At 34.3% G+C, this 26,467-nt stretch carries 29 protein-coding genes; 21 read left to right on the top strand and 8 right to left on the bottom strand.

What is annotated here, in order from left to right:
• Positions 1-134 precede the first annotated feature (134 nt).
• Positions 135-1,343 carry a T9SS type A sorting domain-containing protein gene (locus tag G6R40_RS06245; protein WP_165133089.1) on the bottom strand — a complete coding sequence of 403 codons (1,209 nt, stop codon included), beginning with the start codon at positions 1,341-1,343 and terminating at the stop codon, positions 135-137.
• A 165-nt stretch (positions 1,344-1,508) separates the two neighbouring features.
• Here G6R40_RS06245 and G6R40_RS06240 point away from each other — a divergent pair, with 165 nt between their 5' ends.
• The 13 genes from G6R40_RS06240 to G6R40_RS06180 all read left to right on the top strand — a co-directional run bounded on the left by G6R40_RS06240 (position 1,509) and on the right by G6R40_RS06180 (position 12,387).
• Positions 1,509-2,060 (top strand): calcium:proton antiporter, encoded by a 552-nt coding sequence (locus tag G6R40_RS06240; RefSeq protein ID WP_228455934.1) that lies wholly within the window; start codon positions 1,509-1,511, stop codon positions 2,058-2,060.
• 248 nt (positions 2,061-2,308) lie between these two features.
• On the top strand, positions 2,309-2,572 hold the full coding sequence (locus G6R40_RS06235; RefSeq protein WP_165133086.1) for an RNA recognition motif domain-containing protein: 264 nt from the start codon (positions 2,309-2,311) through the stop codon (positions 2,570-2,572).
• Between the two features lie 83 nt (positions 2,573-2,655).
• Complete coding sequence (locus G6R40_RS06230) at positions 2,656-2,850, top strand: cold-shock protein (protein WP_165133083.1); 195 nt, start codon at positions 2,656-2,658, stop codon at positions 2,848-2,850.
• Positions 2,851-3,083: 233 nt separating this feature from the next.
• Complete coding sequence (locus G6R40_RS06225; protein ID WP_165133080.1) at positions 3,084-3,629, top strand: hypothetical protein; 546 nt, start codon at positions 3,084-3,086, stop codon at positions 3,627-3,629.
• 277 nt (positions 3,630-3,906) lie between these two features.
• Positions 3,907-4,533: a hypothetical protein gene (locus G6R40_RS06220; protein WP_165133076.1), complete on the top strand. Its 627-nt coding sequence runs from the start codon at positions 3,907-3,909 to the stop codon at positions 4,531-4,533.
• A 218-nt stretch (positions 4,534-4,751) separates the two neighbouring features.
• Positions 4,752-5,282: a hypothetical protein gene (locus tag G6R40_RS06215; protein WP_165133073.1), complete on the top strand. Its 531-nt coding sequence runs from the start codon at positions 4,752-4,754 to the stop codon at positions 5,280-5,282.
• A gap of 18 nt (positions 5,283-5,300) precedes the next feature.
• Positions 5,301-8,405: a DUF11 domain-containing protein gene (locus G6R40_RS06210; protein ID WP_165133070.1), complete on the top strand. Its 3,105-nt coding sequence runs from the start codon at positions 5,301-5,303 to the stop codon at positions 8,403-8,405.
• A 109-nt stretch (positions 8,406-8,514) separates the two neighbouring features.
• Positions 8,515-10,005, top strand: coding sequence for a LuxR C-terminal-related transcriptional regulator (locus tag G6R40_RS06205; protein ID WP_165133067.1), 1,491 nt, complete (start codon positions 8,515-8,517; stop codon positions 10,003-10,005).
• Between the two features lie 127 nt (positions 10,006-10,132).
• Complete coding sequence (locus G6R40_RS06200) at positions 10,133-10,558, top strand: transposase (protein ID WP_165133064.1); 426 nt, start codon at positions 10,133-10,135, stop codon at positions 10,556-10,558.
• The gene (locus G6R40_RS06195; RefSeq protein WP_165133061.1) at positions 10,525-10,812 is read left to right on the top strand and encodes a hypothetical protein; all 288 of its coding nucleotides are present in this window, start codon (positions 10,525-10,527) and stop codon (positions 10,810-10,812) included. Before G6R40_RS06200 ends, G6R40_RS06195 begins: the two co-directional genes overlap by 34 nt.
• Before the next feature lie 12 nt (positions 10,813-10,824).
• The gene (locus G6R40_RS06190; RefSeq protein ID WP_165133058.1) at positions 10,825-11,151 is read left to right on the top strand and encodes a helix-turn-helix domain-containing protein; all 327 of its coding nucleotides are present in this window, start codon (positions 10,825-10,827) and stop codon (positions 11,149-11,151) included.
• 591 nt (positions 11,152-11,742) lie between these two features.
• Positions 11,743-12,171, top strand: a complete 429-nt coding sequence (locus tag G6R40_RS06185; protein WP_165133055.1) for a cold-shock protein — start codon at positions 11,743-11,745, stop codon at positions 12,169-12,171.
• A gap of 21 nt (positions 12,172-12,192) precedes the next feature.
• Positions 12,193-12,387 (top strand): cold-shock protein, encoded by a 195-nt coding sequence (locus G6R40_RS06180; RefSeq protein WP_165133052.1) that lies wholly within the window; start codon positions 12,193-12,195, stop codon positions 12,385-12,387.
• Between the two features lie 114 nt (positions 12,388-12,501).
• On the opposite strand, the gene G6R40_RS06175 is transcribed toward G6R40_RS06180, so the two are convergent.
• Entirely contained in the window at positions 12,502-13,410 is a 909-nt protein-coding gene (locus tag G6R40_RS06175; protein ID WP_165133049.1) for an endonuclease/exonuclease/phosphatase family protein, read from the bottom strand.
• Positions 13,411-13,527: 117 nt separating this feature from the next.
• Positions 13,528-14,730, bottom strand: a complete 1,203-nt coding sequence (gene fabV / locus G6R40_RS06170; RefSeq protein WP_165133047.1) for an enoyl-ACP reductase FabV — start codon at positions 14,728-14,730, stop codon at positions 13,528-13,530.
• Positions 14,731-14,845: 115 nt separating this feature from the next.
• On the opposite strand from fabV, the gene G6R40_RS06165 reads away from it, so the two are divergent.
• Positions 14,846-15,685, top strand: a complete 840-nt coding sequence (locus tag G6R40_RS06165; RefSeq protein WP_165133045.1) for a restriction endonuclease — start codon at positions 14,846-14,848, stop codon at positions 15,683-15,685.
• A gap of 41 nt (positions 15,686-15,726) precedes the next feature.
• On the opposite strand, the gene G6R40_RS06160 is transcribed toward G6R40_RS06165, so the two are convergent.
• Both G6R40_RS06160 and G6R40_RS06155 read right to left on the bottom strand, forming a co-directional pair.
• Positions 15,727-16,257 carry a DUF4136 domain-containing protein gene (locus G6R40_RS06160; RefSeq protein WP_165133043.1) on the bottom strand — a complete coding sequence of 177 codons (531 nt, stop codon included), beginning with the start codon at positions 16,255-16,257 and terminating at the stop codon, positions 15,727-15,729.
• Entirely contained in the window at positions 16,254-16,442 is a 189-nt protein-coding gene (locus G6R40_RS06155) for a DUF5522 domain-containing protein (RefSeq protein ID WP_165133041.1), read from the bottom strand. Before G6R40_RS06155 ends, G6R40_RS06160 begins: the two co-directional genes overlap by 4 nt.
• Positions 16,443-16,894: 452 nt before the next feature.
• On the opposite strand from G6R40_RS06155, the gene G6R40_RS06150 reads away from it, so the two are divergent.
• The 6 genes from G6R40_RS06150 to G6R40_RS06125 all read left to right on the top strand — a co-directional run bounded on the left by G6R40_RS06150 (position 16,895) and on the right by G6R40_RS06125 (position 24,115).
• Entirely contained in the window at positions 16,895-18,856 is a 1,962-nt protein-coding gene (locus G6R40_RS06150; protein ID WP_165133039.1) for a KUP/HAK/KT family potassium transporter, read from the top strand.
• 60 nt (positions 18,857-18,916) lie between these two features.
• Positions 18,917-19,390 (top strand): Fur family transcriptional regulator, encoded by a 474-nt coding sequence (locus G6R40_RS06145; RefSeq protein WP_165133037.1) that lies wholly within the window; start codon positions 18,917-18,919, stop codon positions 19,388-19,390.
• Positions 19,391-19,393: 3 nt separating this feature from the next.
• Positions 19,394-21,127, top strand: coding sequence for an OstA-like protein (locus G6R40_RS06140; protein ID WP_165133035.1), 1,734 nt, complete (start codon positions 19,394-19,396; stop codon positions 21,125-21,127).
• 409 nt (positions 21,128-21,536) lie between these two features.
• Positions 21,537-22,733 carry an aspartate aminotransferase family protein gene (locus G6R40_RS06135; RefSeq protein WP_165137551.1) on the top strand — a complete coding sequence of 399 codons (1,197 nt, stop codon included), beginning with the start codon at positions 21,537-21,539 and terminating at the stop codon, positions 22,731-22,733.
• A gap of 136 nt (positions 22,734-22,869) precedes the next feature.
• Positions 22,870-23,256: an START-like domain-containing protein gene (locus tag G6R40_RS06130; RefSeq protein WP_165133033.1), complete on the top strand. Its 387-nt coding sequence runs from the start codon at positions 22,870-22,872 to the stop codon at positions 23,254-23,256.
• Positions 23,257-23,308: 52 nt separating this feature from the next.
• Positions 23,309-24,115, top strand: a complete 807-nt coding sequence (locus G6R40_RS06125) for an aminotransferase class IV (RefSeq protein WP_410497358.1) — start codon at positions 23,309-23,311, stop codon at positions 24,113-24,115.
• 29 nt (positions 24,116-24,144) lie between these two features.
• Here the strand turns inward: G6R40_RS06125 and pdxH are convergent, their stop codons facing one another.
• On the bottom strand, positions 24,145-24,789 hold the full coding sequence (gene pdxH / locus G6R40_RS06120) for a pyridoxamine 5'-phosphate oxidase (protein ID WP_165133030.1): 645 nt from the start codon (positions 24,787-24,789) through the stop codon (positions 24,145-24,147).
• A gap of 75 nt (positions 24,790-24,864) precedes the next feature.
• Between pdxH and G6R40_RS06115 the strand changes: the two genes are divergently transcribed.
• Positions 24,865-25,413, top strand: a complete 549-nt coding sequence (locus G6R40_RS06115) for a YqgE/AlgH family protein (protein WP_165133029.1) — start codon at positions 24,865-24,867, stop codon at positions 25,411-25,413.
• A 2-nt stretch (positions 25,414-25,415) separates the two neighbouring features.
• Here G6R40_RS06115 and G6R40_RS06110 read toward each other — a convergent pair whose 3' ends face one another.
• Entirely contained in the window at positions 25,416-25,910 is a 495-nt protein-coding gene (locus G6R40_RS06110) for a DNA mismatch repair protein (RefSeq protein WP_165133028.1), read from the bottom strand.
• The gene (locus G6R40_RS06105) at positions 25,907-26,401 is read right to left on the bottom strand and encodes a metallophosphoesterase family protein (RefSeq protein ID WP_165133027.1); all 495 of its coding nucleotides are present in this window, start codon (positions 26,399-26,401) and stop codon (positions 25,907-25,909) included. The genes G6R40_RS06110 and G6R40_RS06105 overlap by 4 nt, the downstream gene beginning before the upstream one ends.
• Positions 26,402-26,467 lie beyond the last annotated feature (66 nt).

Here is a 26,467-nt window from a genome sequence, read left to right as displayed (position 1 = left end):
GATGATGTCTTGAAAATACTATTAATTTATCAACACACGACCTACAGAATAGGCTTATTCTATGTGATGAATCGGACAATAGAAAAGTAGATGATAGTATATATCGAATAACTTTTTTTATGGAAACTACGTATTTATTGGATGATTAGTTTTTGAGAAATTCTTTTACCTGCTTGCTCTACGGTCACGAGATAATTGCCTTTTGTAAAATGAGAAGTATTAATCTTGAGGGGTGTACTTATTTTATGGACTTGAGAATAAACAGACTTCCCTGCTAAATCCACAATAGAAACAGTAGCTTCTTCAGCTTTCAGCATTCCAAAATCAATATTAACTTCATTGGTTGTGGGATTGGGGTAGATTTTTAGTTCTATATTTTTTGCATTATTAGTGGATAAAATATTACCTGTTGTATTCTTCCATATAGCACCTTTTCCATTTTTATAACCTACTGCATAACCTAATTTTTCATTACTGAAATACAAAGACGATACATTTATAGTTGGACCATCATAATCAAAAACTTCCTTATAGCCTTCTTCTGGAGTGTAGGTTATTTTCACTGTACCCTGGGTAGTACCATCTCCATTTAATAATATGCCAAGAACTCCCCAAACCGTATTTTCATTAATAGCAAAAAGTTGTGATAATACTCCAGCATTACCATATCCCAACCTTTCAAAACTATTTCCTCCATTAATGGTTTTTTTGAGACCATCATGGTAAACAAAGCCTAACTGTTCATTAATAAAATTAAACTCACCATATCCGTCTAAATTATTCCATATCAATCCGCCATCTATTGTTTTAGACAAGGTTCCACTACTTTTAGTAGAATATGCAATTTTTTCTGAAAAAAATTGAATATTTCCACTATAAAAGTCATCCATGGGATAACTCTGCCACGTGTTGCCTCCATCTATACTTTTTAATATCTGGTCTGAAAAAGGAACAGCAATGGCAACAAAATTATCTCCTAAACAAGATATGCCTTCAGCTTGATCACCAATTCCTGTATTTAGAGCATTCCAAGTTTCTCCTCCATCAGTTGTTTTTAAAAGTGCGCCTAAATTCCCCGAGGTATAACCAATATTAGCATTGGAAAAACGAACTTTTTTTAGTAATTGGGTTGTGCCAGAATCTTTCTTTTGCCAGGTTGTACCACCATCAGTAGTTTTCAATATAGCCCCGTTGGAGCCTACTACAACTACATTATCTGGCGTTATGGCATAAACATCGGAAAAGGAATATGTATTCAAATTACCAATGTTAAGCTCAACCCATTGTGCAGGGCTATTGCAATAGCAAATCCATAATAAAATAGCAGATAAAATTGTTTTCATATTATAAAGTTTATTTTAAATAAATGTAATAAAAAAACCATTTTGATTGTTTTTTTTATTTTGATATTACCCAATTATACGATTAGTCATAATGGCGGTGAATATACGTGGATACAGTTAATCTTTGTTTCATTGATTTGTTTAGGATTATATTTGGGGTTTACAATGATGCAGACTATAAGACATCGCAGTTATTTTATTTCTCCTGAGAATAAATTGTTGGAAAACAATGATGAAATTCCTCTCCCTGAAAAGCCTTCAAAAAAAGAAATGTACATCAGTATTCTTTTTTTGATTCTTTGTTTGGGAATTGTGGTCTTGTTAGCAAAGTTACTTTCAAAAGACGTGGAATATATCGTAAAATGGGCAGGCGCACCAAAATCACTTGTCGGGGTAATTATTGCTGGGATTGTACTTCTTCCAGAAGGAATGGCTGCCTATAGAGCCGCCAGAAATAATCATATACAGACTTCTTTGAATTTGGCTTTTGGTTCAGCATTGGCAAGTATAGGACTTAGTATTCCTGTAATTGCCATTACATCTGTGATTACAGGAATCCGGATGACTTTGGGAATTGACATCAAGTCCACTATTTTATTAGGATTATCTCTATTCATTATTACCATTTCTCTGGCAACGGGAAAGACCAACATAATGCAGGGATTTGTCCTGATCGCTATTTTTTTGATGTATTTATTTACGATTGTGATTCCTTGAACATTATTTCATTAATTCATCTCATCAATAAAATATCAGCTTTTTAGCTTTATTGCATAAGTTATTAGTATCTTTTTGAAAATCAATAAATTAAATATGGCTTATACCGATTATTTGTTGTAAGTTTGTACAATAATTAATCAACAGGTTCCTGCCTTCGCTTTTTCTTACAGTTTAGAATATCTATTTTTTTCTTACAGTTTTTGCTTTTTCAGCCGCCAATTTTTTAACTTTAAATTCTTTTACAGATGAATATTTATATTGGCAATCTGAACCATCAGACCACCGAGAAACAACTACACGATCTTTTTACGACTTTTGGTGTTATTGATGCTTCAAAAATTATAACCAAACAACATTCTGGTAAATCTAGAGGATACGGGTTTATAGAAATGCCTGATCAAAAAGAAGCAGAAAATGCAATTGACAAACTTAATGGTTTCGATGTAGACGGCTATTTCATTATCGTAAACCAAGCAAAGCAAAACAATCTAACAAAGACTTCGATGTGAATATTTTCTAATGAATATTCTTCGTGAATAGTATCTACTATTCAAAGTAAATAATACAATAACAATTTTTAATAACAATTACAATGCAACAAGGCACAGTAAAATTTTACAATGAAGCAAAAGGCTTCGGATTTATTTCTCCAGACAACGGAGGTGAGGACATTTTTGTACACTCTTCAGGTTTAAAAAGCAGAACAATTCATGAAAATGATAAAGTAGTTTTTGAAGTGGAGCAAGGTCAAAAAGGATTAAACGCGGTTAACGTGAAATTAGCATAATATTTTCCATATATATTATCGAAAAAGTGATTCTAAATATCACTTGGAAAGCCCTGCAAGGGGCTTTTTTTGTTTGAAATAGCTTAAAATCAACAAAAAGCCTCCGCTGCGCAGCAGATCTTTAAATGTGCTATAAAATTTGTGAACTTTTCCAGCCGTAAGTTGGCGTACATAGCCAATATTTTTTTTACTTTTGGTTTCGCCGATTATTCAAATGTGAAAAATTGTGATTTATGCAACAAAATAAAATGATAGAGAAAAATGGTCTGCTTTTAATTTTTTTTATAGCAATAGGTTGTCAAAAAAATAATAATTCTATTTTTATTAATGAAATTCACAAAGAAAAGAATGCTATTTTTGTTGATATAAAAAATACGACTAAAGAAAATTATTATATATTAAGTCCAAATCTAGACTTGTATACATTAGGTGGGGCGCATATGATAAAAGCAGAACTTATATCTAGTTATTCTAAAAACATGAAAATAGATAGTGCTATCTGTAGTGTTTTCACGAATGATTGTAATCATATTAGTCAAATTGTAAAATTACCTAAAAATAGAATAACAAGATTAAAATATAGATATCTCCAAAATTTTGATGAAAAAGAAGCTGAGTTTATCCCAAGCTTCCCTTATAATATAAATCGTTTTCAAACAAAGAAAGATAGCGCCAAATTAAAAATAGAACAATTGAAAAAAATATTGGATAAAGAAAATCCATTGAACAATTATAACTTCTATTCAGATGAAATAATAAACTTAACAGAAAGAGAATAATTAAGATTTGAGCAACGATAAATAGCACAATTATAAAGCCACCTCTCACAAGAATTTCTTTCAATTCCCAAGATTTAAAAAGTTTTTTTACCTAGATAGTTTTGTTTTTACATCGTTTTAAAAGGTTTCTAATTTTCAATAATAAAGCTTTTTTAAGATTTAAAATACTGATAAATAGTTATTTGCGAGAAAATAGTGCAAGGATGGTAAGCCTTTTTTTACTGATATATTATAATAATTACATTTATTTGTTTCATCCTAATTGCAGGATACACAAATGATGAGAAAAAACACAAATGATGGAAAAGAATATAACGTCTTTGACCGAATTCTGCGTCAAGGACTTTGCTTGTTTTTACTTCTAGTTTTTCACTCAGCTTTTTCTCAAATCCATTTTTCTGATGGTGCTACTTTATATGTAGCAAAAGATACTTTAGTAAGTATAAGCAAATCCGAAGTCAAGCCTAATAAAGCTAAAATTTATGTTGTTTCTGGTACTGTTGTTTCCAATTTAGATAAAGAAAGTAATTATGAAACAGTAAATATCCCCGCAACACAAACGACTCCTAAGTTGCGTACAAAGGATAATGTTTTAAAAAATAAAGAGAAAAAAGCGCTTGCTCGTAAAACTTCTCCTCAAAAGAAAACAATACAACCTCAGCCAAAGATTAACTTCTCTGAAGGAAATTCTGATGCTCATCTTTCGTTTTCAGAATTACATTTTAACATGTCTGTACTTACACAGCATGAAAATCAAAATCACTGTATTGAAGCGAAACAATCAGTCCGTACTTTATTCCTCACATCTATAAAAGGACTTGCTCCAAACTATTATTACAGCAATCATTACGCTTCTCAGTATTCTACTTCCCTTCTTGGAAGAGCTCCACCTTTTTTAGGTTAATCTAAATTATTAAATATTATTTATTAAAAATTTATCTAAGCATCGAAAATATTTTTCTATGTCTATTGAGTATAAATAATATTTTCTATGATTAGAATCTATATTTCTTTCGTATTTATATTACTAAGCCTAGCAATATCACTGAAAAAAAATAGTAAGTAGGCTGATACCATATGAATACAGCCATTTTTTCTACACGATAAATAAATTTAAAACACATGAAAAAAATAATTCTTACAACAACAGCCTTAATGGTAACTACCTTGGTTAGTGCACAAGTCGCGATCGGGAAAGAAGCTGTCAATGGCAATTCTGCCCTCTTGGATTTTTATGATCAAACCGATAATTTTCGCGGAATTATTCTGCCCACAGTAGATAATATCAACAATGCTTTGGCAACTACAACAACGCAAAACAACGGCACTTTTTTGTTTGATAAATCGGATGCTAAACTCAAAATGTACGAGAATGGTGCGTGGGTTGAGCTGTCTGACACAGGAAACAAAACACAAATTGTGAATAATGCAACGACTGAAAATACCCAAAACCAAGGTGCAATTATCGGTTCAGATGCAAGTGAAGCGAAAGGTGTTTTGGTATTAGAATCAGAGAATAAAGCTATGATTTTACCTAAAATTGCCAATCCACATCTTACTGTAAAAAGCCCGTATCCAGGCATGATGTGTTATGATACCGTAGGGAAGGCTCTTGCGGTTTTTGATGGTAATGTTTGGAATTATTGGAAATAACAACTAAAAAAATACAAAATGATAAAATTAAAACAAATTTATGCATTTATTTTGGTTATACTAACAACCATAATATATGCACAGACAGATATTGCTGTTAATGTGGAAAGCCCAACAGCAGTTAGTCCAAATCAAGCCTTTTCCTATAAAATTTATGTATCCAATAATGGCCCTACTACTGCTACTAATGTTTTAGTAAAAGTACCTAGTTTTGGAAATTTCAATGCCACATCAATTACTTGTAAGGCGGGTGCAGGAAATGGAAGCTCGTCTTTATGTCCATCTTCCGTTAGTATTTCGCAGTTGCAAAGTGGAGGACTTCTGATACCTTCTTTACCTTCTGGCAGTGCGGTGGTTTTTTCAATAGGGGGTACGGCAGGAACATCTGGAATTATTTCAAATACAACCACAATATCCTTCCAATCAGGACAAACAGATCTAGACTTAAGCAATAATAGTTATACAAGAAATACCAATATTAATAGTGGAAATGTAGCAGATTATACAACAACGACATATAAAATGGATACGGATGCTACTATTGCGCTCAACAATCCTATTTCAATATCAAACGGAATAATCAATATTGTATTTACTTTAAAGTCAGGTGACATTGCGATACCAGGAATTGGGGATTCTTTTACCTTACCAGTAACTTATACTAAACCAAGTTATAGTACTAATGGTTGGAACCATACTCTTTCAAAATATGTAATTTCTGCTACAAGTTCTGCCCTTGTCGTTCGTGCTAATCTGCAAGATCCAACTACTAACACCAGTTCATGGTACAGAAATTTGCCTTTAAAAAACAGAAATAGTACAACTTTTAACTCTTCGTCTCTTAATACAGACCACTGGTTTACGGAACAATTAAAAAACTCTGATTTAGAAGCCTTAGGTACTTTTAAGATTACTATTGGAAATTATATAAATAATTTACCTCCAGATGTACGAGTTAAAAATGAGTCAATTAGAGTATATTCTAATAATTTTGCCAGCAATGAAGTTGGGTCTTTCGTAAAACCGATTGCTAATATTGATTTATTCGCAAATATTAATAATGCTACTACTGCATTTAATGTAATGTTGGGACAGACTTATACCTGGCGCTATACGGCGTTTCGAAATGGGACCGAGCTTGGAGATTTTTCAAACTATGGTATGACTTTCCATTCTCAAAATGAGATAGTTTTTGAAACAAAAAATATTACCAATCATTGTGTGTCGGGTAATTGTAATGACAATACTTTCCTTAACACATCGGATCCTAATACGATAGAATACGATAATTTAATTTCCGGCTATCATGGTTCAATTGCTAAACAAACTTCAGGTAATTATCTTATTTGGGGACAAGGTGCAGCAGCAAACGGTGTTGATAATTTAACGACTCCTACAGAACTTTCTCCAGCAAATGGATATACGTATACAGGAACATCTTTAAAGGTTGCAATGGGGACAGCACTTAGCTCTTCTAAAAAAGCCCAATATGCTTTACTGACAACTACTGGTTTGTATTCTTGGGGAGAAGCTGGTGTTTTATTGAGTACAGGAATAAAAGCGAACGATGCTTTTAATAAAATTGACAATACTAATATAACAGGTGCCAATGTTTATGGTTTGCCTGCAGGCGTTAATCCGCAAGATGTAAAAATGATGTTTGGGGCCTATAAGACCTTGTCTATTGTAACGTGTACAGGAGATGCTTATGTTTTATCTGATGTAGGTAATAAAAATGGAGATGGTTCTGCACAAACAAATGACAATGCTAAAATATGGCATAGAGTAATGATAAATAGTTCTGTTCCATTAACAAGAGTCGTTGCTGTTAGGGGGCAAACCAATGCATTGATGGCTTTGACTGATTTAGGAGAAATTTATACCTGGGGATCTGATGTTTATTTAGGCGATGGGAATGCAAAATCTAATAAGCTATTTGCTACCAAAATGCTTTTACCAACAGGTGCTATTCCTAAAATGATTGGGATGACTAGTACGAGGCCAGGAACAACAAGAAATAATTCATACTATTTATTAGCAACAAACGGAAATTTATATAGTTTGGGTGCGAATGATAAAAAACAATTGGGAATATTTTCTGATGGAACTACAACACCAGAAAGTCTTGTATGGATAAATGTAAAATCAACCAATGCTACAACCAACATGACGAATATTGCTTGGATTAGTCCAAACGAACATGACGATACTGGTATGGCTGTTGTACAAGCTCTAACTACCGATGGTAAACTATGGTCATGGGGAGTTAATCATTATAGTACATTAGGCTTTGGTGATGATAATGGAACAGCAACATCAGCAAATACGGGTTACAGTTTTCTGAAAGGAGTTAATCCTCGTTATATGACAGGAGGTTTGAACCCTAACGATAAGATACTGGCTGTAGAAACAGGTGGGCATATTTCTACGATCTTTAAAGATTGTGATTATAAACTAGGATACATAGGTCATAATCAAAGTGGAGCCTATGCTAATAGCAATTCTGTATCAACTTCTGTTTATTTATTTGATGGTGCTAAATTATCTAATTTATGTGCTTTACCTCTACCTCCTTATCCAGACGTAAAAGATATAAAAATATGTTCAGGAAGCACAAGTAATTTAGCAGACGCTATTTTAAGTACTACTCCTTCAGGCTATACCGTAGAGTGGTATACTACACCAACTCGTATTGCTGCTAATAAAATTAATGATGTTACTGCAATTGGACCTGGTACATACTATGTATTTTATTGGAACGCTAATTTAAATCATTGTACAAATTTAGAAGGAGTAGAAGTTAAAGTTTCTTACTATACAATAACAGATCCAGAATTTGCAAATTGTCATTGTACAAAACCAGGACTAACAGGTACACCTGCTGGCTACTCTAAAGTAGGGATCACCGTTCAGCAAAAACAAGCTGCTTGGCCAGAAAATATCCCGAACGGTTGGATAGCTTTAGAATCTAAAGAAAAAGGAATGGTAATTACCAGAGTTCAAAACTCAAATACCATTACAGAAGCTAAAGAAGGAATGTTGATTTACGACATCGATGCTCAATGTGTAAAGTTATATAACGGAAGCACTTGGAAGTGTCTCGAGAAAAGTTGTAACGAGTAATATAATGTAGATGTTATAACTTATTAATATTCACAATAATAATCTGACGAACTATTAAGCTTCGTCAGGTTATTTTTTTTAATTTTATATCCCAAGTTGGGAATTGCCTATGAAAATATTCTATATTCTTTTAATTCTTTTTTTGCCTTTTGCAATACAGGGTCAGAAACCTTCAGATAAAGACATCACTGAAGTAGAAACTTTATTGGATTCCGCATTTGCAAAGACAACAATTGTAGATATGAAATCCAGTGCATTATTTGCACAGAAAGCATTAAAGAAAAGTAAAGAAACCAATTATATAAAAGGTGAAGCTTGGAGTAATTTTTTCTTAGCGCAAGCGCTTTTTGAGTTAATGGCGTACAAACAGTCTTTAGATATTCTACAGAAAGCAGAAAGCATCAACAAAAACATTAAAGACCATTTTCTTACATTTGAAATTCTCCGTGTAAGAAGCCGAGTTTATGCTTCAATGCAACTTATAGATGCTGCCAATAGAGAACAGAAAAAAGGTTTGAGAGTTGTTCCTTTGATTCAAAAGTCCGAAAAAGACAAAGCTTTTTTAACAAGTTTAGCCTATGAAAATCTTGCAGTCAATTATAATAAATTAAACAAAAGCGACTCACTTTATTATTATCTTGACAAAAACGAAAACTTACTCAACAACTTAGATCCATCTCTTGTATATCCAAATCTTATAACGCTTTATGGAATGTTAGGTATTTATTATTCGGATAAAAATGACTTTGATAAATCCGAAAATTATTTTAAAAAATCCGAAAGTATAGCAAAACAATACAATTTCCCTTACATCTCCTTTACCTATCGCTATTGGGGTGATATGGAATTAAACAGGAACCAACCAAAAGCAGCATTGCCATATTTTGAGAAATCTTTGGATATCCTAAATAAAACAAATTTCAGAAACGAAATACCGTATGTTTATAATAAACTTGCTTTAACCTACAAAGAATTGGGTGATGAAAAAAGAGCAAAAGACTATAAAATAAAAGCTTTAGAACTTCAAAATGAATTAAAAACAGAGCAACTTGAGACCAATTCTACAGCCTTTGAAGAGATTTTGAAAAATCAAATGGAAAATGAAGCGGAAAAATCGTCCAAGAGTAGAATGATTCTTTGGGGCATTATTGCTGTCGTTGTGCTTACAGCTTCAATTCTTTTAATGTATTATTTTAGAGCTGTAAAAAGTAAAAATTTAAAAAAAGAAATCATCAAGCAACAGCAAGAAGAGCTTGTAGCTTTGGATAAAGGAATGTCCGCACTTCATCAAAAAGTAAACGAATCCTTTGAAGAAGTTATTCAGTTGGCAAAAGACAATAGTCCCGAGTTTTTTACCCGATTCCGAGAAGTCTATCCAGAAGTGATTCAAAAACTTTTGGAGATTGACCCTAAACTTCGCGTAACAGAGCTAACCTTACTGGCTTATTTCTTTCTTGGTTTTACCTCAAAAGATGTTGCATTATACACTTTTAAATCGACCAATACGGTTCGTAATCGTCGACAAAACTTACGCAATAAGCTAAATATTTCATCAGATGAAAATATGGAATTGTGGCTGAAAAGTTTAGCAGACTCCTAATTTTATCAATCAATAATAATCACCTCACAAGCCTGTTTTGTGAGGTTTTTTCTTTAAATAGTGTACAAATGGTAAGTGCAAAATTTCTTTCTACTCAATAATATTAGTTGATTTGAAGAAAAAAAATATGGATTTAAAAAATATTCATATCGGGAAACTTATTCAACAAAGAACTGAAGAACTTAATTTGTCGATTTCCCGCATTTGCAATTTTTTTAAATGTAGCGAGGAAGAACTATCAAAAATGTATGAAGAGGAAAATCTGACTACGGACATGCTCTTGAAGTGGAGCAAACTTTTAGAATACGATTTTTTCCGTTTATACACGCAGCATTTGATATTGTATTCTCCCCCGTCAGCCGTGGAAACAAAAGAAAGAAAAAGTCAACTACCACAATTTCGGAAAAATATCTACACCAAAGAAATAATCGATTTTATATTGGAACAAATTAATAATGGTGAAATGACGAAAAATCAGGTCTTGGAACGCTACAGAATACCGAAAACAACACTTTATAAATGGATAAGCAAATACGGAAACTCAAAAAATTAGTAGATCAACATTTAGGACAGTCAAAACTTGATTTGGAAAACAATTTTGGAAAAGCTTGTCAAGACTCGGATGCCGAAGTCTGGTTTTATCGCCATTACCATTGGGGAATTTTTAAAGATGAAATTGCATTCTTTTTCGAAGAAGATAAGGTAATTGATATTGCACTTACCGAATATATTTTTTGGATTGAGTACAAAAATATCTTCTACTATAAAGGCGAAAATCCTGAGTACAAGGTGATGAATTTATTATAATACAATTGCGAAATGAAAACCCAATCACCCAATTACAAATTGATATTCGCTGATATTTTGGAAAAAAAATATCCAGAAAAAACAAGAAACTGTGAGGAGATTCTTCATAAAGACAACTTGTCGACTCTAGATATTTTAGCACTAAATCAAATAATTTTCGGTATTACAGATAAGCAATCGGAGGAAAAAAAACAAAAACACCGTTCTTATAAAAAGTCTGATGTTTTCCATATATTAGATTATCAGAAAAAACATAACTTAAATAACAGTAATTTAGCAAAACATTTCAAAATAAGTAGAAATACCGTTTCTAAATGGAGGAAAAAGTTTTTAGTTTAATTTATAGGTATTCTTTTAGGTTTCTACCATGCCAATTGTATATTGTAAAGGCTTAGGAAGTATATGATTTACGATTTTTATAATCATATTCATAAAATATTGTATTATTTATTTTTACTTTTTACAAATTTTTTAGAAGCAAATTGCGTCAAATTTTGCTAAGTATTTCAACTCGGATATAATTGCTAAATGTAATTTTTTGAAAATCAATTAATTAAAATAGTGCTTATGCTGATTATTTGTCGTATGTTTGCACCGTAATAATAAACAGGCCTCTGCCTTCGCTTTCTCTTACAGTTTAGAATATCTATTTTTTTCTTACAGTTTTTGCACTTACAGCCGCCATATTTTAATACTCAATCTTTTAAGATGGTGTTTTATTGGTAATCTGAATTGTTTAACAACCGAAAAATATTAATGGATTTGTAGTACAGAAAAAAGCGAATAAAAAAGTCCAGTTTATCATTCTCGGAATGTGTTTTCTAGAGAAACACCAAAGAAAAAATTCCCAATTTATTGGTCTTATAATGCCAATAGTGGAACGAAAACAATTTATATAATATTAATCAAAAAACAAGTCTAAAATTATTTATGGCAGATTCTTTCTCAAAAAAGGAAAATTTTAAGAAAAAAGTTCAGAAACAAAAAGAAAAGGCTCTACGCCGCGAGGAACGTAAAACAAGTAACAACAAAGGCAAAGATTTAGAAGATTTATTTACCTATGTTGATGAATACGGAAGATTAACTTCTACACCTCCAGAAAAGAGAGAAGAAATTAAACTGGAAGATATACGTTTGGGCGCTACGCCAATCGAAGAAGAAGATGTAAGAAAAACAGGATTTATTACGTTCTTCAGCGAAAAAGGATATGGTTTCATTACAGAAAATGATTCTAAGGAAAACGTATTTTTCCACAGCAACAATTGTTCTGTCCCTTTAAAAAAAGGTAACAAAGTTTCTTTCGAGAAAGAAAAATCTCCAAAAGGTTTTTCAGCGGTTAATATCGAATTAATAAAATAACAATTTTTAATTATAATTACAATGCAACAAGGCACAGTAAAATTTTTCAACGAAGAAAAAGGTTTCGGATTTATAGTTCCAGATAATGGAGGCGAAGAAATTTTTGTACACTCTTCAGGTTTGAAAAGCAGAAATATTCGTGAAAACGATAAAGTAGTTTACGAAGTTGAACAAGGTAAAAAAGGTTTAAACGCTGTAAACGTACAATTGGCATAATATTTTTGACAAATAAATCGTCGAAAAATACTATAAAAATTATTTGAAAAAGCCCTTCTTAGGGCTTTTTTTTGTTTTCCTAATTGCTTTTACATAACAAAGCTGATGTATAAATTAGTCGTGTTTCAATTGTAAAATTATAGGAAAATGATCGCTGTATCCACCCATATAACGCGTCCCAGAATATGTTCTTAATGGAAATTTATTATTTTTTCGGTCACAGTTTCTTAATTTGATATGATCAAATATTCCTGCAGATAGCGAATAATTTAACGCATTTAATAAAGTTTTAGAATATAAAAACTGGTCAAACACAACGCCATTTTTACGATGAAAAGACGTGAATTGATGTTTGCTGAAAAAACTTTCAAATGGATTTTCCAAAACCTGATTTTCATCCCGGTCTAGCAAGAGTTGTTTGATTTTTTCGTGGCTAGGATTTTCGTTAAAATCGCCCATTATTATTATAGCTTCGTTGGTCTCAAATAGGTGTTCTAATCTTTTTTTGAACCTATCAAAAATATATTCCCGGAAATCTTTTTTTGCATCCTGCAACCTTTTGGAAGGTAGATGAAGAACAAAAACATGGATCTTTTTATGATTTAAAAGGAATTCAACTTCAAGAATATCGCGTGTTTCTTCGGTATCAAAATCTTGAGCCGGAAAATTTAAAAGCTTATATTGTAATAAAATTAAACGTTGTGGATTGTAAAGTAAAGCAACACTTAGTCCTCGAGAATCATTAGACTTTTCGTAAATGATTTCATAATTTTTGATCGGCGAATCTTCTTTCTTTAAATCTTCCAAAACAGAAATATCGCCAATCTCTGCTAAGCCAATTACCGATGGTAGTTTCCCAAAATCTTCTTCGACCAAGCGAAAAACATTGTTGATTTTTCGGAGTTTTAGATTGTATTTATACGCATCCCAATTGAAAAGTCCAGACATTTTTTTTCCATCTGATTTGTCGTCTGGCGGGAAAAAATTTTCAACATTGTAAAATAAAATGAGTTCGGATTGCATGGGATTTTTTTAGAGAAATTTTCTTAAAATTTAAGGCTGAGATTTATTTTTAAAAAGTTTTAATAATATAAAAAGTCCAACGAAAAATCATTGGACTTTGCTTTTATAAATAATGAATTATTCTGCGATGCTCGGGATTTTTACGTCTTCGTTGGTGTCTTTTTCGTAGTCGATACCATCCATTTCGAAACCAAAAAGATTAAAGAATTCTTTTCTATAACCTTCGATATCGCTGATTTCTGATAAGTTTTCAGAGGTTACGCTGTCCCAAAGTTTTGCAACTTCTGCTTGTACATCGTCTGCCATTTCCCAGTCATCAATTCGGATTCGTCCAGCTTCGTCCAAAGGGACTTTGCCATCTGCAGTATATAATCTTTCTGAGAATAGGCGCTCCATTTGTTCAATAGTTCCTTCGTGGGTTCCTTTAGCTTTCATGACTTTATAAAGTAAAGAAATATACAAAGGCACTACAGGAATTGCAGAACTGGATTGTGTTACCAAAGCTTTGTTAACCGATACGTAAGATTTTCCGTGGATATCAGCTAATAGATTGTCGATTGTTGTAACGCTAGCTTCCAAATCGTTTTTAGCTTGACCAATGGTTCCGTTTCTGTAAATCGGGAATGTCAATTCTGGGCCAATGTAAGAGTAAGCAACAGTTTTTACACCATCTGCTAATACGCCAGCATTTTTAAGATCTTCCATCCAGAATTTCCAATCTTCTCCGCCCATTACAGCAATTGTGTTTTGGATATCTTCGTCTTTATCAACAGGTTGAATGCTAATATCGGTAACGGCACCTGTGTGGAAGTCTACAGTTTTGTTGGTGAAAGCTTGCCCGATAGGTTTAAGCACCGATGCATAAGCCACGCCAGTTTTAGGATGTGTTCTTCTAGGAGAGGCTAAACTATAAACTACTAAATCTATTTGGCCTAAATCTTTTTTGATTAAATCTATAGTCTGTTGTTTAACTTCGTCGGAGAAAGCATCGCCATTGATGCTTTTTGCGTACAAACCTGCTGCTGCAGCTTCTTTTTCGAATGCAGCCGAATTGTACCAACCCGCTGTTCCCATTTTTCCTTCGGATGAAGCTTTTTCGAAAAATACACCAATAGTTGCGGCGCCAGAGCCAAACGCTGCTTCAATACGAGAAGATAATCCAAATCCTGTGGAAGCACCGATTACCAAAACTTTTTTTGGACCATTTTCTAATTCTCCTTTTGATTTTACGTATTCAATTTGGTTTTTTACACTTTGCAAAGCGCCGTCTGGATGCGCTGTAAGACAAATGAAACCTCTTGTTCTTGGTTGGATAATCATTTTTTGTAATTTTAACAATGCAAATTAAGTAAATTTTTACATTTAATCGCGTTTTAAAGCTGTTAGTTTTTATGAAACACGATTACGTATTGCTCTAATTTTTTAAATATTTAGAATGAAAATCCAAAACAACTTTGGCGAACTTGTGGAGTTTGACCGAACCAAATTAGAAGAATCTCTTAGAAGCTCAGGCGCTAGCGAAGATGCAATTGATAAAGTTGTGAGTTTAATTACTCCAAAATGTTTTGAAGGAATTACGACCAAAGAACTTTATAAAATGGCTTTTGATGCTTTAAAAAAAGTCTCAAATTCGGTAGCTGCACGTTATAGTCTGAAGCGCGCTTTGTTGGAGTTGGGGCCTGCTGGATTTTATTTTGAACAATGGATTTCGAGAGTTTTTCAAGCTTTAGGTTACGAAACTGAAACAGGCCAACATATCAAAGGTCATGCGGTGATTCATGAAGCTGATGTCATTGCACACAAAGGTGAATATACCTATTGGATGGAATGTAAATTCCGTAATGCGGGAGAGGCCAAAATATCTGTCACCACACCGATGTATGTGCTCTCGAGGATTAAAGATATTTCGGGGATAGATTATCAATTGTTCGGAAAAGCAACGCGATTTACAGATGGTTGGTTGGTGACGAATGCTTATTTTACAACTGATTCTATAGATTTTGGAGAATATTATAATTTGAGAATGTTGTCTTGGGATTATCCTAAAAATAAAGGATTAAAGAATTTGGTGGATGCCAATCTTCTCTATCCCGTAACTTGTTTAACAACAATTAATGAGTTTGAAAAGACAAAACTTCTAGAAAAAGGATGTGTTTTGGTAAAAGAGTTGGTTGAAAATCCAAAATTTTTGAAAGAACTTCATTTGAAATCTGAGCGTGAACAATTAATGTTGCAGGAAGCTAAAGAATTGTTGGTGAACAAAATATCGGAATAGACACCAAAAAGGCTTCGAATTTACTCGAAGCCTTTTTATTTTTATTTCCCTTTTTGAGGAGGATAATTAGCCATTATTTCGGCAATTACTTCTGGGATTTGTTTTTGTTTTGATTTTGGAGAATCTACCGAAATGCCACTTCCGACACCTTGCCAAATTAGTTTGTTCGTTTTTGCATCTACCATATCAACAACGATAGTTCCGCTGTTATAATTGCTTGTCCAGGTGTTGTTAACGCCTACGCCCCAACCCCAAGGACCGCCCCAACCATACATACCATACGGTGAAGAAGATTGTATATCTTGGATTTTCTTGTGCGATGCTTTTACATTAATTATTACATCTGGGGTTTGCGAAGATGTTAATCCTTTGCTCTGTACTTGTTTTGAAAGCTCGTTAAGCACTCGATCTTTATCCAGATCGTTAAGTTTCAAATCATCTGTACTGAACAAATAAGTTTTGTAATCTGTGAAATTTGCAGTGGCAGAATAATCTGACTTTACTTGAAAAGGACTACAAGAGGTTACCAATCCTGCTACTGCTAAGCCTAAAATAAAAAGATATTTTTTCATTGCTGGAGGTTATTTTTTTTAACTTTAGAAAATGTGTCAGTTCTTTTATCGTAGCCGTAAGGACAATGTCTACAGCCGTTTTTGCAACAATATCCACGTTTGAGGTGAAAAGTTGCGGTGAAAACTTTGTATCCGTTCTCGTTATAATAAAAGTCTTCATTTTCTTTGATTTCAATTTTAGCCATAAGTTAAATTGTTTTCAAAAAAATATATCTTTGATATATGATTATTGTGTTAAGAACTTTTCTCAAAAGTATGAAAATTTCGGGGATTACTTTGTTTCCTTTTATTATTCTTCAAAGAAAAGAAGATTGTAAGAATCGGGTTTTGATTAATCATGAACGCATACATCTGCGACAGCAGTTGGAGTTGTTAATTTTGCCATTTTACTTTTTATATGTTACAGAATATATTCTGCGCCTTATTTATTTAAGAAATCGATACCAGGCTTACCGTGCGATATCTTTTGAAAAGGAAGCTTATGAAAATGAAACGGATTTTAATTATCTGAGAAACAAAGGCTTTTGGTCTTTTTTAAATTACTTGAAATGATACTTATTTTTAATGAAAAAAAATAATAACAAGATGTATTTTCGTTTCTAAAATAATATAAATTTGCACTTTATTTTTTCAAACAATGGCACAAACTTCTAGTGGTCATATAGACATCAAAAAGCTTTCTTTCTTCGGCGTTATCGTTTCGTTGGGTATCGTTTTTGGCGACATCGGTACATCGCCTTTGTATGTGATGAAAGCTATTATCAATGCTGGTAAGTCTGGCGGAATTATTTCGGAAGAATATATAGAGGGTGCATTGTCTTGTATTATCTGGACCATTACGCTACAGACAACCCTTAAGTACGTTATTATAGCTTTGCGAGCAGACAACAAAGGAGAAGGTGGAATACTTTCTCTTTATTCTTTGGTGAAACGAATTCGTAAGAAATGGTTGTATATTATTGCAATAATAGGTGCTGCTGCTTTGGTGGCAGATAGTATTATTACGCCATCCTTAACCGTGATGTCGGCTGTTGAAGGTTTAGAGCTTGTGGTGCATAATCCGCCAGTTGTACCTATTACTTTAACTATATTGTTTATTATATTTATTGTGCAACAATTTGGGACGAGTTTTATTGGGAAGTTTTTTGGACCAGTTATGGTGATTTGGTTTTTGATGTTGGGGACATTGGGGCTTTATCATCTTTTGGACGCGCCTTATATTTTAAAAGCTTTTAATCCCATCTACGCTGTAAAATTAATTTATAATTCGCCTTCAGCCATTATTATTCTAGGTGCGGTTTTTCTTTGTACTACTGGGGCAGAAGCACTTTATTCGGATCTTGGACATTGCGGAAAAAGTAATATTAGAATTAGTTGGATCTTTGTAAAAGCCATGTTGATTCTTAATTATCTTGGTCAAGGTGCATGGTTACTAAACAACTATCATGAGGTGTTTAATGGTAAAAATCCTTTCTTCGGAATTATGCCAGAATGGTTTATCCTTCCTGGTGTTATCATCGCAACTGCGGCGGCAATTATTGCCAGTCAATCGGTAATTACAGGAGCATTTACCATGTTTTCGGAAGCAATGTCCATTAACCTTTGGCCAAATCAACAAATCGATTATCCATCGGGTATCAAAGGGCAAATGTATATCCCTAGAATTAATTGGGGAATATTTTTGATGTGCGTCATTATTGTCGTATTCTTCAAAGAGTCGGGTAGAATGGAAGCCGCTTATGGACTTTCTATTACGGTAACCATGTTGATGACGACGATTTTGTTGGTATTTTGGTTTTTCAAAACAAGAACGCCAAAAATTTGGATTGCTTTATTTGGTGTTACCTATTTAACCATCGAGCTTGGATTCTTTAGTGCCAATATTATTAAATTCTTCGAAGGCGGGTGGATTTCTGTATTACTAGCAGGTTTCATCGGAATTTGTATGTACGGCTGGTATAATGGTCGCAAAATCAAAACGCAGTTTGTTAAATTTGTCAAACTTAACAATTATGTATCCACGATTATGGATATGAAATTGGACGAGACAATTCCCAAATATGCTACGAATTTAGCCTTCTTCAGCCGCGCCCAAAAAGAAGACGAAGTCGAGTCAAAAATTATTTATTCTATTATAAAATCGCAACCGAAAAGAGCCGATCATTATTTTATTTTAAGTGTTATTAATCAGGAAGAGCCTTATACTTTCAAATACCATCTTGAAGAAATTCTTCCAGGTACGATTTATAAAGTAAATTTCTTGCTTGGTTTCAAAGTCGATCGAAGAATTAGCGATTATTTTGGACAGGTTTTAGACGATATGATGGACGAAGAGATGATTCCTTCTAAGAGCAGCTATCCGTCATTACGATCGCATAATATCCCACCAGACCTCAAATTTGTGATCATCGACAATGTCTATATCAACGATTATCTATTAAATATCCGTGAAAAACTCATTATGAATGTTTATAATTTTGTCAGAACTATGGGTAGCAATGATTTCAAAGCCTATGGTGTAGCCTCTCACAATGTGGTTGTTGAGTCGGCGCCACTTTTGGAGCAAGGTTATGTACATGACAAAATTAGAAAAGTCTAGACTTGGTGACTTGCTAATCATTACAAAAATTAATTGTAATTTTGTCCTATCGAATCGATTATGGAGACAACACAAAAAGAACTAAATGTAGTAACAATCAAAGATGTATTAAGACAATATCTTTTAGAAAAAGGTTTTAGAAATACACCAGAACGTTATACCATTTTAGAAGAAATATACAACTTGGACCATCACTTCAATGTTGATGATTTATACCTGATTATGATGCAAAAAAAGTATCATGTCAGCAAAGCGACGATTTATAATACAATTGAGATTTTCTTGGATGCAGGTCTTATCAGAAAGCATCAATTCGGAGAAAAAACATTGAGTTCATCATCTTATGAGAAATCCTATTTTGATAAACAACACGATCACTTGGTCATTTATAAAGATGGCACCGATAAGGAAATCGCCGAGATTATTGAATTTTGCGATCCAAGAATTCAAGGTATCAAAGAATCTATTGAACAAGCTTTTGGTGTTAAAATAGACACGCATTCGCTTTATTTTTATGGCCATAAGAAGTCATAAGGAATGAACAAATTTTTTCTATTATTTTTAATATTCAGCCTATCGGGATTGTTTCGGATTGTTGCGCAGACACCTTATAATAACAACCCGAGAGATCCTTTTTTTGCGCCCAAGCCCCAACAGGAACAAGCGTCAAAAGTTCAGCACATACACTCCGATGAGTCTGGCGTAAAACCCGATCAGTACGAAGGAAATCTTGTCTTTTCGGGAAATGTTAAATTTGAACATCAAGGTTCGGTTCTTACAGCTGACAAAGTCGTTTTATATCAAAAAGAAAATTTCCTGAAAGCCATCGGAAATGTTGTATTGCTAAACGCCGATGGTACCAAAATTACGGCTGAGGAAATGGAATATGACGGAAATTCGCAACGTGGTATCGCACGCCGAAATGTTGTATTGACCGATCCCAAGCAAAGCATCAAAACCGAAATTTTATATTACGACCGTGTTCCTAATACAGCCTATTTTAATACAGGAGGAACAATTTCTGATGGACAAAACATCATGTACACCAAGTCAGCAACCTATTATGTCAATACAAAAGACATCGATTTTGTTGGACACTCTACCATTGATGCTAAAGATTACACGATAGAAAGTGATAATATCAAAACCAATCAAACAACAAAACTTTCAAAATTCTTTGGACCTACAACCATTCGTAGTAAAACGAATTACGGAAATTATGTCTACACAGAATTGGGCGAGCACGATGGGAAAACAGGTATTTCGCACCTCAGAAAAAACTCAAGAATTCACTACAACGGCAAAATTCTTACAGGAGACGAGCTCGTTTATAACAGAAATACAGGCTTTGGAAAAGGAACAGGAAATGTCATGCTGGACGATCCCAAAGAAAAACGCTTTGTTAAAGGTGGTTACGCAGAAATCTATGAGTTAAAAGACTCTGCAATGATAACCAACAAGCCTTACGCCGTTAAGATTTTCGAAAAAGACTCCATGTATATTTCTGCAGATCGATTTTTAAGTTTTCAAAAACCCGATTCTACCAATCAGAAAAAAAGCTATCTACGCGCTTATCACAAGGTTCGCGTTTTCAAAACCAATATGCAAGCACGCGCCGATTCGATGTCTTATAATGAGACCGATGGCATTTTGCATTTGATGAAAAATCCAATACTTTGGTCAGGAACCAAGCAGATTACAGGCGACGAGGTCAAGGTTTTTATGAACACCACGACGCAAGATATCGACTCGGTAAAAGTCCTTGGAAATGCCTTTGCTATCAGCAAAGTGGACTCTCTGAATATGAAAGACGAGTTCCATCAAATCAAAAGCAAATGGATGGGAATTTATTTCGAAAAAGGCCAAATCAAAAAAGCCGTAGCTGTCGAAAATGCCCAATCCATCGCTTACGCCGACGAAGAAAACGAAAAAACAAAAGAGATGAGCCGCATTGGTGTGGCCATCGCTGTGTGCGGACAGATCGAGGCGGACTTTATCGAAAAACGCCTAGAGACGGTGACTTGCCGTATTGGCGCGCAATCCGACATCTATCCCATGAGTATGTTGCCACGCGAAAAACGATTTTTTCCAGACTTCAATTGGAATACCAAAGACCGACCGAAAAAATGGGAAGATATCTTCCTCGATACGCCCAATTATGACGAAATTGTCTATGAGTCCGACAACAAACTTTACGACTTGGCAGAAGCAGAACGTCAAAAACAAGCCGAAAAAAACAAACCCAAAACGCCCGTTCGCGAGAAACGATAGTATTTTAAAACATACTTTAGCCTCATAAGTTTTCAAAATTTATGAGGCTTTTATTTGGGCGCCATTTCCGTCTTCGGCTCCCACTCTTTTGCTCGGCATAGCCTCTCGCAAAAGGAGTTCCGCCTACGCCGGGGCGCAGATTGGGATTTCTATTTTATAATTGTCAATTAGTAATCATAATATTTCAATATTGTCCTTCCGAAAGTAGCAAAGCGAGTTGAGGAATCTAAGGTTCGGTAACGTTAATGACAAAAAATGTTTAGATTTAAAAACATACAGCATAAAGATTAAATGAAAAATTCTCCTAAATTTTAAAGATTATTTTGATAAAAGCTTTGACTTGGTTTTTAGTTCAATTTCTAGGTCGTAAATTTGCATCTTCATAAAGTTTTAGAATTTTAAAATGGATATCAAAAATAATTTCTTCAAATATCAAGCACAGACAACACCTTATGCAGCCGGTTTCGAAGTCGAAAGAGCAGAAGGTAGTTACATCTACGGAAAAGACGGAAAAGCTTATTTGGATTTTGTTGCTGGTGTATCGGCAAACACATTAGGACATTCGCACCCCAAAGTCGTTAACGCCATCAAAAATCAAGCGGACAAATATCTTCACGTTATGGTATATGGCGAATATGCACAAGAAGCTCCTGTTAAACTGTGTCGGCTATTGGCAGAAGCAACGCCCGAGCCTTTGGAGGTTACTTATCTTGTTAACAGTGGCGCCGAAGCAATCGATGGTGCGCTAAAACTTGCCAAAAGATATACGGGGAGAGAAGAGATTGTTGCCTTCAAAAATGCTTATCACGGGAATACACATGGTGCGCTGAGTGTGGCTGGCAACGAAGTGCACAAGCGTGAGTTTCGCCCACTATTACCCATGATTGACTTTATTGAATATGATAACCAAAACGATTTTGGACAAATAACCGAAAAAACGGCTTGCGTTATTGTAGAAACCATTCAGGGGGCAGCAGGCTTTATAACACCGTCGCAAGATTATTTTATCAATCTTAAAAAACATTGTGAAAAAGTCGGTGCATTGTTGATTTTGGATGAGATTCAGCCTGGTTTTGGAAGAACCGGAAAATTATTTGCTTTCGAACATTATGGCATTGTTCCCGATATTTTGGTGATGGGAAAAGGTATGGGCGGTGGTGTTCCAGTAGGCGCTTTTATGGCATCTCGCGAGATTATGGACAGTTTATCCCATTCGCCGAAGTTAGGACATATTACGACTTTTGGAGGTAACCCATTGATTGCTGCGGCGTGTTTAGCTACTTTAGAAGAAGTTTTAGAAAGTGGACTTATGACCTTAACGGATGAGAAAGAGCAGCTTTTCCGAGAACTATTGGTACATCCAAATATTAAAAAAGTAAATGGCAAAGGTCTCATGTTGGCAGTGGATCTCGGAAGTCCAGAATTTACTTTGGCGGTTGCAAAACGTTGCATGGAAAAAGGTCTTATTGTTTTCTGGCAACTCTACCGCAATGAGTTTTTAAGAATTTCACCACCATTGACGATTTCTAATGAAGAAATTACGATAGGATGCCAAATAATTTTGGAAGCTATCGATGAGGTTAAGAATTTAGATAAAAACTATTAAATCAAAGTATTAAAGAATTAGTGATTAAGTGACAAAAAACATGTTTTTTTGTGATTTATTTTATTTTTAAGCTTAATAAAGCATTTGCAAATAAGAAATTAATTTATATATTGCGCCCTGATTATAAATACGATTTATGGCAAAAACGAAAGTTCACTACGAATATAATATGCACTGTCTATCAGAGATATTGTACGAGTATTTAGCAAGTGCGGAAGGTCTGTCAGAGTGGTTTGCCGATGAAGTGGTAGAACGTGGAGATGATTTTTATTTTAGCTGGGGAGGTGGGCCTGCCGAGAGAGCAACGCTTATCCGTTACAAACCAGAGAGTTTTGTTCGTTTCCGTTGGGAAGAAGACGAAGGCTCAAAATATTTCTTCGAGTTAACAATTATCATCGATGAGCTTACCGAAGATTTGTCGCTCAATATTACTGATTTTTGTGACGAAGGAGATGAGGAAGAAAATCGTCTATATTGGGAAAACCTCATAGAAAACCTTAAAATAAAATTAGGTGCAGCCTAGTTAAACTTATAAAAATGGACGATATTTATCGTTCATTATTTTTTTATTTATGATGCAAAAGTTACAATATATAGAAGACAATCTACAAACGGTCAACCGCGCATTTTTATACGGAGATGCGGTAAAAGTGTCCTTTTTTGTGCGCAACAATACGCTAATAATGGCAGAAGAAGTTTACTTTTTCCTCATGGCGTCGATGCGCAAAATGCGATTTGATATTCCGTTGTCTTACACCTTAGAGTTTTTTCAAGAGCTTTTTCAGAAAGAAGTTTTAGAAAAAAATATTCAGAATGCGATTATAGATTTTATGGTTTATCGTGAAGAAGCAGATCAAGCTAATCTCCCGAAAGCCAAAACTTCTTTTTATTTTGAAGTGAAAGAAGTTAGCGATCCATTAGCTATCCAAGGAACAATCGAATTGGATATGATAAAAGAAATTAATGTCAATGCCAATCTTCTTAGCAATATCAAAGTGCATTGTCCTGAGAATATCTATGCTAGCATTTATGCCAGAGATAATGATTTGGACGATTTGATATTATTAAATCCCAGCAAACGTATTGCGAGAAGTATCTTTGGGAATCTTTTGTTTTTGCAAGACAATGTGATTAAAATTCCGAAACAGACAGAAGGTGCTTATATTTCGCCACTTATGGAAAGCTTTGTCACCTTTGTTCATAAAAATAAATTGGCAGAAATAGAAGAAGCTGAGATTATTGCTTTCGAATCCCAAAAGTCTGATGAAATTATTAGAATATCAGATGAAAAAGGAATTCATATTGTTTCCAAAATCAGAAGCAAAAGCTTTGACTCGACTCGATTTACAGAAATGCTAGACGCTTGGAAGTTGAGTTTCTAAAGTTTTTCTAAAATATAAAAAAGACTCGTTTACGGTGCGAGTCTTTTTATTTTCCAGTCAAGATTGTTTTCTAATTGGTATAGGATGCGGTCATGCAGTCGGTTGGGACGACCTTGCCAAAATTCGATTTCGTAAGGTCTTGCCAAATAACCTCCCCAGTTTTCGGGTCTTGGGATTTCCTTGCCTTCCCATTCTTTTTCCAAATCCTGAAGTTTGTTTTCTAGAAATTCCCGATTGGGGATTTCATGACTTTGTGGCGAAACCAAAGCACCCAATTGACTGCCCCGTGGTCTCGAATGAAAGTAACCGTCGCTGAGATTAGGCGCTATTTTTTCAAGATTGGCTTTGATGATGATTTGACGTTCTAGACTTGGCCAAAAAAAATGCAAACAAGCTTTATGATTGGATTTAATAGCTTGACCTTTGCGACTGTCATAATTGGTGTAGAATATAAAACCTTCGGCGCTATATGCTTTTAATAAAACCATTCGGGTGCGTGGGCAGCCGTCAGACTCTAACGTTGAAATTGCCATCGCATTGGCTTCTGCGACCAACGGATTTTCTTCTGCATCTAAGAACCAATCCCGAAATTGTTCAATTGGATTTTCGCGGATTTCTGATTCTGTAAGTTCTGCTTTTTCGTAAGATTTTCTGTGTTGATGAAGATCTTCCATATTTGAAATGTTAAATTACCAAAGTTCTATTTCAAAAAAATTGGCGTAAAATATAATTTTACTTAGTTTTGAGTTATGAATAACTCTTACAAAGGTAAACTTTTAATCTCAACACCTGACGCATCGGGCGATATATTTTCGCGCTCGGTGGTCCTGATGGTTCAGCATGATAGACATGGCGGATTCGGTCTTATACTCAACAAAAAGAATAAAATGATGAGCGATAGATTGTTGGATATTTTTGGTTTCGAAGTAGAAGTGTATGACGGAGGACCAGTAGAACGCGAGAAGATATTTTTTATCATTAAAGGTGAGCCAATTACCGAGAAACATAGCCTTATTAATGACGATTTTTATTTGACAGAAGATATCGAAAAAGTCGTTGCAGCCATTGTTGATGAAAAGCTTAATCTTTCCGATGTTAAGGTTTTTGCAGGTTATTCTGGTTGGGCAGCGATGCAGCTAGAAACAGAAATTAGAAGTAAATATTGGACGGTGGTAGATGTCTATAATCTAGATTATACCTTCCCGAATGATAGAGGGCTTTGGCGCGATATTATGCAAAATTTGGGCGGCGATTTTTTGATTTTTGCAAACTCGCCAGATGATGTAACTATGAACTAATTTTATTTGAAAATAAGTTCCAAACTACCCGATTGATGAAAGAAAAATCCATCGTCGTCATACTCGATATCTGCTAGACCTTGGACAACCTGGTGCACCATATTTTGTAAAATACCATCGCCGATACCGTGGATAATAATCATTCGTTTCAGTTTGTGAGTTCTGCAGAAGTCGATGGCTTCCAAAAGTTTTTCTTTTTGTATCATTAATCTTTCAAAGGACTCGTATTCATAAGGTTTTTTTACCAAATTTTCGAAGTGAAGGTCAATACGAAAAGCATCTTTTTTATGTTTTTTAGAAATGGGCTTGGACGTTTCTTTTTTTACAGAAACCTTAATGTTTTCGTAAATACTTTTGTCTAAAAGAATAACTTTTTCTTTTGGATAAAAGTGAATAAAACCAAACGCGTCTTTGATATCAAAACCATTTGGCTTAACAGAAGTGATGTGTCCACGCAGGTCATCATCCAAAATACTTACAGCATCTCCGATTTTCATTTTGGTCCCAATTCTATAATTTCTAAATCTTTAATTTCTTTCCCGATAATACTGAAGCGCATCATGGTGCGGACTTTGTGCCAACCTTGTTTTCCACAAGCGCCGGGGTTGAGGTGAAGAAGTTTGTTCTTCTCATCATACATTGCCTTAAGGATATGAGAATGTCCCGAAATAAATAATTGTGGTTGTTCGGACGCAATATGTTGTTTTGCCAAAGCGGTATATTTTCCAGGATAACCACCGATATGAATCATCAACACTTTAACTTCTTCGCACATGAAGCTTTTGACTTCCGGAAAGATTGTTCGGATTTTTGCCTCATCGATATTGCCAAATACGCCTGTCAAAGGTTTTAGCTTTTCCAGTTCTTCGATGACGTGCATATTTCCAAAATCGCCTGCATGCCAAACTTCATCCGCGTCTTTGGCGTAAGATAAAATTCGGTCATCCATGTAAGAATGCGTATCGGAAAGTAGCAAAATCCTTTTCATGTTGCAAAGGTCTTATTTTTTTGTGAGGTTTGAAAGGTTGTTAAATTAAAATTGAGCAAGCTAACT

It is taken from the genome of Chryseobacterium sp. POL2 (assembly GCF_011058315.1).
GTDB lineage: Bacteria > Bacteroidota > Bacteroidia > Flavobacteriales > Weeksellaceae > Soonwooa.
The sequence above is the reverse complement of the archived record's forward strand: the minus strand, read 5'-3'. Positions and strand labels throughout refer to the sequence as shown.